11 protein-coding genes are annotated in these 13,571 nt (G+C 35.5%); 9 read left to right on the top strand and 2 right to left on the bottom strand.

The features are described from left to right. Positions 1-21 precede the first annotated feature (21 nt). A complete protein-coding gene (locus GQR59_RS12075; RefSeq protein ID WP_160063070.1) occupies positions 22-2,436 on the top strand; it encodes a DNA polymerase II in 2,415 nt (804 codons plus the stop codon). A gap of 92 nt (positions 2,437-2,528) precedes the next feature. Here the strand turns inward: GQR59_RS12075 and GQR59_RS12070 are convergent, their stop codons facing one another. Then, on the bottom strand, positions 2,529-3,581 hold the full coding sequence (locus GQR59_RS12070; RefSeq protein ID WP_160063068.1) for an aldo/keto reductase: 1,053 nt from the start codon (positions 3,579-3,581) through the stop codon (positions 2,529-2,531). A gap of 374 nt (positions 3,582-3,955) precedes the next feature. Between GQR59_RS12070 and GQR59_RS12065 the strand changes: the two genes are divergently transcribed. From GQR59_RS12065 to GQR59_RS19020, 3 genes are all read left to right on the top strand, one after another. Beyond that, entirely contained in the window at positions 3,956-4,195 is a 240-nt protein-coding gene (locus tag GQR59_RS12065) for a hypothetical protein (protein ID WP_160063066.1), read from the top strand. 790 nt (positions 4,196-4,985) lie between these two features. Next, positions 4,986-5,510: an NADPH-dependent FMN reductase gene (locus GQR59_RS12060; protein WP_160063064.1), complete on the top strand. Its 525-nt coding sequence runs from the start codon at positions 4,986-4,988 to the stop codon at positions 5,508-5,510. Positions 5,511-5,547: 37 nt separating this feature from the next. Continuing rightward, entirely contained in the window at positions 5,548-5,901 is a 354-nt protein-coding gene (locus GQR59_RS19020; protein WP_160063062.1) for a DUF1294 domain-containing protein, read from the top strand. A gap of 151 nt (positions 5,902-6,052) precedes the next feature. On the opposite strand, the gene GQR59_RS12050 is transcribed toward GQR59_RS19020, so the two are convergent. Further along, positions 6,053-6,688: a hypothetical protein gene (locus tag GQR59_RS12050; protein WP_160063060.1), complete on the bottom strand. Its 636-nt coding sequence runs from the start codon at positions 6,686-6,688 to the stop codon at positions 6,053-6,055. Positions 6,689-6,917: 229 nt separating this feature from the next. On the opposite strand from GQR59_RS12050, the gene GQR59_RS12045 reads away from it, so the two are divergent. From GQR59_RS12045 to GQR59_RS12025, 5 genes are all read left to right on the top strand, one after another. Then, the gene (locus tag GQR59_RS12045) at positions 6,918-8,906 is read left to right on the top strand and encodes a DNA topoisomerase III (RefSeq protein ID WP_160063058.1); all 1,989 of its coding nucleotides are present in this window, start codon (positions 6,918-6,920) and stop codon (positions 8,904-8,906) included. Between the two features lie 87 nt (positions 8,907-8,993). Further along, the gene (locus GQR59_RS12040; RefSeq protein WP_160063056.1) at positions 8,994-9,413 is read left to right on the top strand and encodes a DUF3010 family protein; all 420 of its coding nucleotides are present in this window, start codon (positions 8,994-8,996) and stop codon (positions 9,411-9,413) included. 270 nt (positions 9,414-9,683) lie between these two features. Then, complete coding sequence (locus tag GQR59_RS12035; protein WP_160063054.1) at positions 9,684-10,091, top strand: hypothetical protein; 408 nt, start codon at positions 9,684-9,686, stop codon at positions 10,089-10,091. Positions 10,092-10,397: 306 nt separating this feature from the next. Next, complete coding sequence (locus GQR59_RS12030; protein WP_160063052.1) at positions 10,398-10,976, top strand: HupE/UreJ family protein; 579 nt, start codon at positions 10,398-10,400, stop codon at positions 10,974-10,976. Between the two features lie 550 nt (positions 10,977-11,526). After that, positions 11,527-13,527, top strand: coding sequence for an LTA synthase family protein (locus tag GQR59_RS12025; protein ID WP_160063050.1), 2,001 nt, complete (start codon positions 11,527-11,529; stop codon positions 13,525-13,527). Positions 13,528-13,571: the final 44 nt, after the last annotated feature.

Raw genomic sequence — 13,571 nt, 5'->3', positions numbered from 1 at the left:
AACTACTTTATGATGCACCTTATGAATGAATCTTCTATTACTTCCCTATCTGGTTTGATTTTATCGCGTCAGCAAATTGAGACTGCGAATGGCGTAGATCTTGTTTTTTGGTTAAGTACTGAACGCGGACCTTGTCGACTTGTTATTCCACAGCAGCGTTATGTTTTCTTAATTGAACAAGATCAACTTGAGCAAGCAGAAACCATTTGGAAACAAGAAAATTGCCAGCCTAATTTTATCCGTCCACTTGATATTAAAACCTTTAATGGTCAAAAAGTTTGTGCTGTTTATACCTTTAAGCAACAGTTACATAAATGGTGTCAGTTAGCATTAATGCAGCAAAGCATTGCGACTTATGAAGGTGATATTAAACTAAGCGATCGTTACTTAATGGAGCGGTTTATATATGGTTTAGTGAAAGTGTCAGGACAGATAGATTGGTTAGGCAGCTATTGGTCGTGTCAGCATGCAACGATTGCGAGTGAAACCGATCCTGATGTCATACAAGCGAATGTGACATTAAAAATGGTGTCATTGGACGTCGAATGTAGTCCGCAAAGTGAGTTGTATAGTATTGCATTAAGCATGGGTAATGTTGGGCAGAAAAAACAAGCGCATCATACCGTCTTGATGATTGGTAAACCGCAAGCCGCGACCGATATCAATATTATCTGGGTTAAAGATGAACGGGCATTATTATCACAATTAATTATCTGGTTTGAACGCTATGATCCCGATGCCATTATTGGCTGGGCTGTGGCTAATTTTGATATGCGTTTATTAGCAAAACGAGCACAACTATTAAATGTACCTTTAACTATTGGTCGTGACGGTAGCGCATTAAAATGGCTAACACATCGAGATGATCCTGAATCTGGTTCGGTCATATTAAACGGTCGAGTTGTGTTAGATGGTATTGATGCCTTAAAAAACGCGAGTTTACATTTTGAAAGCTATAGCTTGGAGTTTGTGAGTCAAAGCTTATTTGGTGAAGGTAAATTAATTGCGACTAATAGCGATAAAGGCTTGGAAATAAAACGTCAATTTGAACAAGAACCGTTAACACTCGCTCGTTATAATCTACAAGATTGTTTGTTAGTCGAGCGTATTTTTGAAGATAAGCAATTAGCAGAATACACGATTCAACGCGCTAGGTTAACTGGGTTGATGTTAGAAAGACGCGGTGCCTCAGTGGCTGCATTTATTAACTTATACTTACCTTTATTACACCGTAGTGGTTACATTGCCCCTAACTTAGGAGATGTGCAAGCACAGCATTCACCTGGTGGGTTTGTGATGGACTCCATTCCTGGTTTATATGAATGGGTATTAGTGCTGGATTTTAAGTCTTTGTATCCGAATATTATTCGCAGCTTCAAAATTGACCCATTAGGCATGGTGGAAGGGTTGCTAGAAGCTGAAGATAAAACCATTCCTGGTTTTAGAGGGGCTCGATTTAGCCGTACAGAACATCACTTACCGGGTATTATAAATACCTTAACGAGTGCACGAGAACAGGCAAAGAAAGAAAAAAATAACGCTTTCCAACACGCAATCAAAATTATAATGAACAGTATGTATGGGGTATTAGGCTCTGCAGGTTGTCGATTCCATGATACGCGATTGGCGAGTTCGATCACCTTACGCGGTCATCAAATTATGCAACAAACTGCGCGTTTTATTGAAAGCAAAGGGCAGCAAGTTATTTATGGCGATACCGACTCTACTTTTGTTTATTTAAAAGACTGTAAAAATCTACAGCAAGCAAATGAAATAGGGAAACAGTTAGCAATTGATATCAATCAGCATTGGGAAGCCCTATTGCGGGATGAGTTTGATTTAGATTGCTTCTTAGAAATTGAATTCGAAACGGCATTTTCTAAGTTTTTTATGCCAACGTTACGTGGGCAAGATACGGGTTCTAAAAAACGTTATGCAGGATTAACTGCGACAGAGTCTGGTGAAAAGATGGTGTTTAAAGGGTTAGAAACGGTACGTTCAGATTGGACTGAATTGGCGCAAACCTTTCAAAAAACCTTATATCAAAAAGTCTTTGCAGAAATGCCAGTGGATGAATATATCACCGACACTATCGAACAATTAAAACAAGGATTGTTAGACGATAAATTGGTTTATCACAAACGCTTACGTCGACCTTTAGCCGATTATGTGAAAAATGTTCCTCCTCAGGTTCGGGCCGCGCGTTTAGCTGATCAACAGAATGCTGCATTAGGTTTACCTTTACGTTATCAACGAAACGGTCGTATTGGTTACTTATTAACGGTCAATGGCCCAGAACCACAGGAATATTGTCATTCTGACATTGATTATCAGCAATATATTGATAAGCAGTTAAAGCCCATTGCAGAAGCTATTTTACCTGTTTTAGGCAAAGATTTTAATCTTATTACGTCAGATCAAATGTCATTGTTCTAATGAATATATCTTCTTTAGTGGATACAAAAAAGCCGATGTTTTACAGACATCGGCTTTTGATATTCTTCAGCTAAATCACGATTAACGTCTTATTAATAAGGTGCTGGGTATAATTTTATTACCGCACTAATATCTGATAAAGCTTGCTCTGATAGTGGATCTTTAAAGGCATTAATATTTTCTTTCAACTGTGCCATTGTTGTCGCACCAATAATAGTCGAAGTCACACCATCAACTTGGTCACACCATTTCAATGCTAACTCTGCAGTAGTGATGCCATTAGCCATTGCAATTTCTTGATAAGCTTTTATTGCTGCTTCACTCGTTTCAGTATCTCTATATAAACCATTGCGCTGTTGAAGTGTCCAGCGACTCCCTTCAGGACGTGCACCATTAAGGTACTTACCACTCAACATACCTGTTGCTAGTGGTGACCAAGGTAAATAAGCGATATTTTCATGCACACAATTTTCAATTAAATATGGCCAATCTTTTGCGTGTAATAAACTAAATTCATTTTGAATAGAGACCATGCGCGGTAGGTTATGTTGTTCGCTGAGTTTTAAGAAGCTATTAATGCCCCATGGGGTATCGTCAGACAATCCACAGTGGCGGATTTTTCCTGCTTTCACACATTTTTCTAAACCTTGTAAAATATCTAACATCGATTCAGTTTGTTCTGCGCTATCACTATCAGAAAATTTAAAATGATTTGGTGCATTACGACCAAAATGAGGCGTTTGACGATTTGGCCAATGCAATTGATAAAGGTCGATATAATCTGTCTGTAATCGCTTTAAAGAGGCCTCTACTGAACTGATAACAGTATCGCCTGTAATAGGACCTCCTTCCCTTACCCAAGGTAAACCTGGACCTGCAATTTTAGACGCTAATATGATGTCTTTACGTTGACTACTATTGTTTTTTAAATAGTGGCCAATAATAGACTCTGTTTTACCGTAAGTCTCTGCAGAAGGCGGCACTGCATACATTTCAGCAGTATCAATAAAGTTAATATCTTGCGCTAATGCGTAGGCAATTTGTTGGTCGGCATCTTGCTGGTTGTTTTGTAATCCCCAAGTCATACTGCCTAAACAAACACGAGAAACGGATTCGTCACTACTGCCTAAAGTTGAAAACTGCATATTCACCCTTTTATAATTATCGAAATTAGTTAGCTAATGTAACTGCTTATTAGTCCTTTGTATATTATCTATGTAAACAGGTCGGAGCATTAAACTAAGGACTCAAATAGAGTGGCTAAAATGAATAATGCATGTCCGAAATTATCAATAAAATAACGCTTTAATCTCATATTTTATAGAATTTTAATTTTAACTTAATTTTTATTGAATATTTTTATTGAATTTTTTGAATAATGAGTTAAAAAGAGAGGGTATGGTTTTTTATTTAATTAAAGATTAAAACCTCCCATACTTTACATGTTAAAAACAATGTTTTTGTAGTTATAAAAAGCTGATAAACAGCTTAGCAATACTGTCATGATTGGAGAATTAAAATGACAAATACCAACACAAACTCTCTACAAACTGAAGACGACGATATACAAGATGTGGAATTTTTTTCTGAAGAAGACAATTGGGATGAAGATGACTCTTCTACGAAAAAGAAACAAGCATTAATGAATGATAGAAAAAGAGGCCGAGTTCGCCGTAGCATTGAAGAAATTAAAGAAAGAAGACGTTTAAAAGATTTATTAGGTGATGATTACGACGATTTAGATTACCTCGATAGTTAAAAATTTAGACTAGTAAATTCTATTTACTTTGTAATTAGGCGTATCAAAATATGATGCCTTTGTTTATTGCCTTGATAAAATTACATCAGATATAGATATTTTATTTGTTATTAAAAAGGTTGATAGAAATATCAGCCTTTTTTTTCATCTATTGTTTAATGTAATAAGAATGTGGTGTGACAAAGTAAATAAGCAGACAATCTTCAAAAGGTAAGAAGTTAGATATTTGAATGAATTCATATATTTTTTTATATACTGTTAATTGGATCGTTAAATTTACTATTAACCTTCAATAATGATACCAATTATCAGTTCGATATGATCTAATGTCGGGCATTAAAACAGGTAGAATAAAAGGAAGTTAACGTTATACTTTCTAACATTTAATATAAAAAATCGAATAATTAATTCGTTTACAAACATATCATTAACATTGATTTACAATAACATAGTAGTAACATAGTCATTATATTATGACGATTTTGTTACACTGAAAAGATTGTAATGACAGATAAAATTATACTAATCTAGATAAGTAAATGGTCTATTTAGGCGTTAGGGAAAATGCATAATAGCAAGGCGTTGATTGCAGTAACGAGTTATTCTCGTTACAAAATCAACAACGAAGCTAAGATTCATTTTAACAAGCATAAATGACTAGATAATGACTTAGATTGGTATTAGTTATTCATTAAGTTATATTGATACCTTGGTACTATTTGATAAGTTGTCTAACTAGTTAGTAAGTGGTTCAACTATTTAGAACTATAGGGAAAATAAGGAGCTCAGCATGAAAGTACTCGCATTTGCAGCTAGTAACTCAGAAAATTCTATCAACCATAAATTAGTCGATTACACTGCACACCTAATCCCTAATGCTGATATTGAGTTATTAAATATTAACGACTTCGAAATGCCTATTTATAGCATTCAACGAGAAGTGCAGTTAGGCAAACCAAAGCAAGCACAAGATTTCTATGACAAGATCACTGAAGCTGACGTTCTTATCATCTCTTTTGCAGAGCATAATGGCTCTTATACAGCTGCTTATAAAAACCTGTTTGATTGGACTTCTCGAATTGATATGAAAGTATATCAAGACAAACCAGTGCTAATGTTGGCTACTTCACCAGGGCCTGGGGGAGCGTCTTCTGTGTTAGCTTCCGCTATTGGCTCTGCGACTTACTTTGCTGCAGATGTAAAAGGGTCTTTATCAGTACCTAACTTTTTTGATAACTTTGATATTGTTACTAGTCAAGTTGTCAGTGTAGAAATCAAAGCTGCATTATTAGCAATGGTTTCTAAATTGAAATAATAGCCCTTTTAAAAGCGTTAAAGGCAAAGTAAATAAAATGAAAAACCTTTTATTACTACTAATTTCTACAGCTTATATCGCTTTTATTTTTTACTATCAGTCAATACAGTGGCTACCTGTGTGGACACTATATCTATTAGTTATTACTAATTTATTAAGTTTTATCTTTTACGGTATGGATAAACTTGCCGCGATTAAATGTTGGCAAAGAACACCTGAAAAACACTTCTATTGTTTAGCATTATTATCTGGTTGGCCTGCGAGTATATTAGGTCAAATCGTCTTTAATCACAAAACTACCAAAGTAAGTTTTCGCCGGTGGTTTTATTTTATGAGCCTTATTAACCTAACAACAGTGGTAGGTTATTTATCGTATTGGCTAAATTACTGATATAGCTTTAAATCTTTCCTCTAGATATTTATTCTAAATATAGTCTCTAAATACTTCTTCTAAATATAGCTGCTAAATACAATCTCTAAACACAGCCTTTAATTTAGTTTTTAAATAAAATAAGTGCTCCGAACTTTTCAAATAAACAGCATTAAATCTCATCGGCCTCAAATGCTTCATTGGCTTTATTAAAGGCATCATTTTCAGCGCTTTCATCATTATCATCATTGTTATCAAACAATTTTTCTAGTTTTTGTATATGTTCATCCCAAAGCTTTGTACTGTTTTCTTTGCCGTCTTTCCAAAGCTCATTACTAGATTCTTTTCCGTTATCCCAAAGCTCTTTAGTTGTCTCTTTACTCTCATTCCAGACTTCTTCACTAGAGTCTTTACCATTCTCCCAAAGCGCTGTACTTGCTTCTTTACTACCTTCCCAGATCTCTTGGCTTATTTCTTTACTTTTCTGTAAAGCTTCTTTACTCGACTCTGTGCCTAACGTTAAAATATCTTGACTGGTCTTTTTACTTTTTTCCCAAATTTCTTCGCTGGATTTACCTACAGCATCCCAAGACTTAGTGGGATCTGTTTTTCTCGCTGCAGAAGCGGCTATTTTTGCTCTTTCTAATAATGTCGGTTTAGCTTCGCTTGTTTGTACTGCTTCTTCTTGTAAATCAATCGCCATTGGCTCGCTTATTTGCTTTTCAGTGTTTTCCTCGGAGCCGCAGGCTGACACTAATAACGCTGCGCTGAAACATAATGATGATGTTATCTTGTTTGACATTTTCATATCTCAATTCCTATGAGGTCATGCTAATTAACTAATTCCGAATAAGCTTATATAAAATAAGTTATACAGGTTAATTTATGCGAGTGATATATCCTAAATATTAAGGGGCATTTTAAGAATCATTGGTGATTAGTCAAACAATAGTAAAACTAGTTGCAAATAAAGACGTCTAAAACTTGAATTATTACACCATATAAAATACTGTTTATAAAAACAGTTGGAGTGTTCGTTGAAATTATATATTGCTGAAAAACCAAGCTTAGGTCGTGCAGTTGCAGATGCACTGCCAAAACCACATCGTAAAGCTGATGGATGCATCTATGCAGGTAACGGTGATGTTGTTAGTTGGTGTATTGGGCACTTACTAACACAGGTTGATCCTGAAGCTTACGATCCTAGTTTTAAGCAATGGAAATTTGAACACCTTCCAATTATTCCTGAAAAATGGAAATTAAAGTCTGTTGCAACCACAAGTAAACAATTAAGTATTTTAAAAAAGCTAATTAAACAAGCCGATCAATTAGTGCATGTGGGTGACCCAGATAGAGAAGGACAACTTTTAGTCGACGAAGTAATTCATTTTAGTGGTGTAAAAGGCAATAAACTAAAGCAAGTAGAACGTTGTTTAATTAGCGATTTAACGGTTAATGCAGTCAAACGTTCGCTACAGCAATTGCGTTCAAATCAAGATTTTATTCCTCTTTCAACGTCAGCTTTAGCGAGAACCCGTGCAGATTGGTTATATGGTTTAAATTTAACGCGCGCTTATACCTTACTTGCACAAAAATCTGGCTACAAAGGAGTGATATCGGTTGGTCGAGTACAAACACCGTTATTGGGCATAGTAGCAAGGCGTGATAAAGAAATTGAGCAGTTTGTTAGTAAACCCTTTTATGAAGTACTCGCGCATTGCCAGGCTATGAATCAACATAAAAATGAACCTAATTTTACAGCTAAGTGGCAACCAAGTGATGCTTGTGCACCTTATCAAGATTCAGAGGGGCGTGTATTAGTAAAGGGGTTGGCAGAAAACGTAGCGGCACGTATTACTAATCAACCCGCTACAGTTAAAAGCTTCATTAATAAAAATAAAAAACAGGTCGCACCATTACCTTATAATTTATCTAGTTTACAAATTGATGCCGCAAAGCGTTTTGGTTATAGCGCACAGCAAGTGTTAGATGCTGCACAGGGGCTTTATGAAAGGCATAAACTAATCACTTATCCGCGTTCAGATTCGCGTTATTTACCGCGTAATCATCATCAACAAGCGAAGTATGTTACTCAAGCAATTGAGAATAACGACAGTGCAATGAAAGAAGCGGTGCAAGGTGCTAATTTATCAATCAAAGGGCGTGCATGGAATGACAGTAAAGTCGATGCACATCATGCGATTATTCCTACGGATACAAAAAAATCTACCAACACATTAGACTTGGTTTCAAAGAATATTTATCAATTAATTGCGCGTCAGTACCTTTGTCAGTTTTATGATGATTATTGTTATGCGGAATGTATTGCTGAAATAGAAATAAACCAAGGCTTGTTTATCAGCAAAGCAAAATCGAAACAAAGTGATGGTTGGAAGATACTGTTCTCACAAAAAGAAACTGAAAGCTTTTTACCAACGCTCAAAAAAGGCCAAGTATTACATTGTGAACGTGGCGAAGTGCTGGATAAAAACACACAACCTCCCGCTTTTTTTACTGATGCAACTTTGTTGGCGGCTATGAGTAATATTGCTCGTTTTGTAAAAGATCCTGAGCTCAAAAAAATACTGAAAGAAACGGACGGTTTAGGAACAGAAGCCACCCGAGCAGGGATAATTGAATTATTGTTTAAGCGTCAATTTTTACAAAGAATTGGCAAAACTATTCAAGCAACTGAAGTGGGGCGAAAGTTAATTGAAAGCTTGCCAGATAGCTTAACGTTGCCTGATATGACGGCGTTATGGGAAATGCAGTTAAATGCCATTAGCCAAAAAGAACAAACTTATCAAGGCTTTGTATTTCCATTGCAAGATCAGCTCGGGAATATTATCAGTAAAGCGATCGCTGATGGTCCTCAAGCATTAATTAATTTACCGGCTAATCCAGCGGGGTTTAAAAAGTCGTTTTCTAAAAGAAAACCGACACCTAGAAAAACAACGGGCTTTAAGAAAACGACTAAGGCTAGTGCGAATACTAAACCTAAAACTAAGAGAGCAGTTACTAAGTAAGCGTGATTAACATAATATTTTAATCATGAACGTCGTAAGGCATTCAAATGCACGATGACGTTATTAGACATTATACAAAGGATTATTATGAAAATATGCGGCATAGAATTAAAAGCAAGTGATGCCATTTTAGTGGTATTGGAAACAGAGGGTGAAGACTTTCATCATGTGAACTTAAAAACAAAGAAAATTTCATTAGGTGATGGAGATGTTAATGCGGATGTCTTATCTTTCAAAGAAGCGATTGATACTTTTGTTCTCGATAATCAGATAGAAAAAATATTTATTAAAAAACGTGGGAAAACAGGGCGGTTTGCTGGTGGGGCAAATACGTTTAAAATGGAAGGGCTAATTCAACTTTCAACGGTGGGTGAGGTAACGTTAATCTCTCCACAAACGACTGCCGCTATGCAGAAGAAAAACAAAATTGAATTGCCAACTACGCTTAATGCATATCAACATGATGCATATTTAACCGCCGTAACTGGAATGCACTTCAAAGCTTAATCTGCCACATTTTATTAATGTACTCCCAATAGTCTTCTTGAAAATAATTTATGATGAATTGGGGCGCTATCATTAATCGAGCTAAAAAATGAAAGTCATTGATGAAAAGTTAAGTTAATAGAAATGCTAATAAAAAGTATGAATAGAGTGAATAATAGACAAAGGAATAATTAACTTAATATTGGTTTCAGAGTACTTTTTGTGCTTTATTAGTTATACTTTTATGATATTAACTTAGTTATTTCAATTATATAAAAGGTTCGGAATAAGATGAATGGAGCAGGTGGAAGTTCAGGTGGTGTTGGCAATTTTTTCATTGGTTTGATTATGATGTGTGGTGGCTTTTATATGCTACTTAATGCTATCACGGTGACGTCCAGTTTTGGATTTGGATCTCGACTTTATAGTTTCAATAACTTTGGTGGTATTGGTATCACTAGCGGTATGGTGATGATCCCTTTTATTTTTGGTATCGGTCTTATCTTTTATAATGCTAGAAATATTTTAGGCTGGATCCTTTCTATAGGTTCTCTTACTGCATTAATCTTTGGTGTTATAGCTAGCGTCAGGTTCAGTATGCGTACTATGACCTCATTTGATCTTATTGTTATTTTGGTATTGTCTGTCGGTGGACTTGGGCTATTTTTACGCTCACTAAAATCTAATAAAGTTGATTAATATTCTTCAGTAGGGTTTTATTCTAAGGGCTTCAAGGTTATTAGCCTTCTTCAATATTCATGATAACAATATGATTGCTGTCTAAAATAGGATCCTATTCTACTCAGAGAGGTTAATGTTTTCATTAACCTCTCTGAGTACATAATCATGATGCTTTATCGTACTTCTTTATCATAGTTCCCCTCGCATAATTTTTTAATTTCGTTAAACTTAATGATTATTGATAGCAATATCAATAATGAAAACCATTTGTAATAAAAACTATCTGTAATAAAAATAATAACAATAAACTTCATAGGTAATCGAATGAAAAAAGTATTAATTACACTGCTTGGAATCATGTTAGTTCTCCCTAATTTAGCTTACGCACATACTGTACATGGTGCTGGTGGCTTTATGTCCGGATTCAGTCATCCTGTACTTGGGTTTGATCATCTACTCGCTATGTTAAGTGTGGGGATTTTGAGTGCTCAGATGGGTGGGAAAGCGATATGGAAAGTACCTGCAACTTTTGTGATCGTTATGTTGATTGGAGGGATCCTTGGGATGGAAGATATTCAATTATTTTCTGTCGAGCTAGGTATTATTTTGTCAGTACTTGCATTAGGGCTTTCTATTGCATCAGAGAAAAAATTTCCCGCTTTGCTAGCAATGTTGTTTGTTGGTATTTTTGCCATTTTTCATGGCCACGCACATGGTTCAGAAATGCCTTATCTAGCTAAACCTATGTATTACGCACTTGGCTTTGTTGCTGGTACTGCGATTATACATATTGCAGGTGTCTTTATCGGTCTTGTTCTGTTGAAATTAAAAAGTGGGGCTCAATTATTAAGATATTTAGGTGCTGGTATTGCAGGTGTTGGTTTCCACATGCTTGTAATGTGAGCCTCCTTTTTTGGTAAATAGCTTCTGTAATAGCTTTTATAAATGGCTTTTTAGCTCACCCTCTATAATTCAATTTCATCTCTATTAATACTTTAGTTAATTCATCTTCCTTTTACAGGAAGGTGAATATTTAAGATGGCTTTAAATATTTATTGTATTCATGTTTAAAAATAACATTTAACAAAAACAGCAGCAGTTTTACTGCTAATCATTCCTGCCGCTTTCTTATTAACATTCTTCCCGTTTTACCTTTGTAATGGATTCAAAATAACTCGGCTATTTGCTGTAATAAAGTAATTATACCAATGGAATTAAATAAGTGATCAGAGATTGCGCAGGAAAAATTAACACTAATAAGGCGTGAGTTGTAGGAGATAGTTGTTTTCACTTCAAAATTCACAACGCAGTTAGGGGAGATTTTAACCAGCAAGAATGATCACCTTATTAATTCTTTTGGTATTAATCTTAAGCAAATCTTAAGGTTACTCTCAGTGTTCCTTAAGCTAGTAATGATACTTTATCGTTAAGTTCATTCATCTCAGGATATGGTATGTCGTTTTCACTCAAAAAACGTTTAGGCGTTTTATTTCCTATCATTTCCACCTTTGTTATTTGTTTATCTATTTTCATGCTTTCTCGGTTGAGCTTGTCATTATGGCAAAGCGAGCGAATTAATGATGTTAATGGATGGATGGCTATTTTTTTAAGTGGGTTACGTATTGACCTTGCCAGTTTAGGTTATCTGCTTGCCATCCCTGCGCTAGTGAGTAGTTTATTTTTAAATAACAATACTATTGGAAAAGTTTGTTCAGCATTTTTACGAATTTGGATTATTGTTGGTATATGGTTAGTTGTTTATATGGAAGTGGTCACTCCTTCATTTATTATGGAGTACGATGTTCGTCCTAATCGATTATTTGTTGAATATTTAATTTATCCGAAAGAAGTTTTCGGTATGTTATTGAGTGGTTATAAGCTTGAGTTATTGTTAGGTGCGATTATCTCTATTGCTACTATTTATGGTGCTTGGACATTTAGCCGGTATGCTGTGACAGGATTAACCTTTCCTAAGTGGTATTGGCGTCCAGTGATTGCCTTACTGGCTGTTTCAATTTGTTTTATTGGGGCGCGATCTTCATTGGGACATCGTGCTTTGAATCCGGCTATGGTTGCCTTCTCAACAGACCCTTTAATGAATGATTTAACCTTAAACTCTTCCTATTCACTGTTCTTTTCTATTAAGCAGATGAGTGCGGAAGATGATGCATTTAAATATTATGGAAAAATGGACAAAGCTAACATTATTCGTCTCGTCAGAGAATCAATGTCTACCAAAGTCGGTTCATTTCATATTGAATCCTCCTCTTCAGAAAACAGTCCGCTTAATGGTAATAACACTGAAATAATGCCAACTTTAGTTAACCGTTCAGCTTCCTATAAAGGCAAACCTAAGAACTTAGTGATTCTATTGCAAGAAAGTTTAGGGGCGCGTTATGTTGGAGGGTTAGGAGGATTACCACTAACACCGAATTTAGATGCATTAATAAAAGAAAGTTGGAGCTTTAATCGCATGTATGCAACGGGAACTCGATCTGTACGTGGTATTGAAGCAGTCACCACTGGGTTTTCACCAACACCAGCGCGTTCGGTTGTTAAATTAGGACAAAGCCAAACCAACTTTTTTACGATTGCCGATTTATTAAAAAACAAAGGTTATCATACGCAATTTATTTATGGTGGTGAAAGCCATTTTGATAATATGAAAAGCTTCTTCTTGGGTAATGGTTTTAGTGACATGCAAGATTTTGCTACGTTTGAAAATCCTGATTTTGTTGGTGCTTGGGGGGCTTGTGATGGTGATTTATATAAAAAAGCAGACCAACAATTTTCACAGCTTAATAAATCAGGAAAACCCTTTTTTAGTTTAGTGTTCACTTCGTCAAATCATTCACCGTTTGATTATCCAGATGGGTTAATTACACCTTATAACTCACCAAAACAGACACGTGAAAACGCAGCTAAGTATTCTGATTATGAATTGGGACAGTTCATTGAAAAAGCCAAAGCATCAGACTACTGGGATAATACGGTATTTGTGGTTGTTGCGGATCACGATTCACGAGCATACGGTAATCAATTAGTTCCTATTGATCACTTTAGAATACCTGCGGTTATTTTTGGTGGAGGTATTGGCTATCAACAAGATGATCGTTTAGCCAGTCAAATCGATTTACCGCCAACGTTATTATCATTGATGGGTATTGATAATGTAACGCCTATGATTGGGCATGATATGACTAAAGATATTGAGAAGACAAAATTAAGAGCAATGATGCAGTTTTATAAAAATTATGCTTGGATGGACAATAATAATGATGTAGTTATTTTACAGCCTAGTAAGCCACCATTGGGCTTTCATTATGATGCTAAAACTACGCAACTGGATAGTAAAGAGATGCCAGAAACAATGATTGATAAAGCAAAAGCGAATGCATTGTGGGGCAGTTTAGCTTACAAAAAAGGCTATTATAGTGCTGAGTATCTTCATTAATTTTGCGTCATTATTCACCCGTAATTGTTGTCATGTCAGTGAAA

Source organism: Psychromonas sp. L1A2, assembly GCF_009828855.1.
GTDB lineage: Bacteria > Pseudomonadota > Gammaproteobacteria > Enterobacterales > Psychromonadaceae > Psychromonas.
This window is presented reverse-complemented; position numbering and strand designations above follow the sequence as displayed.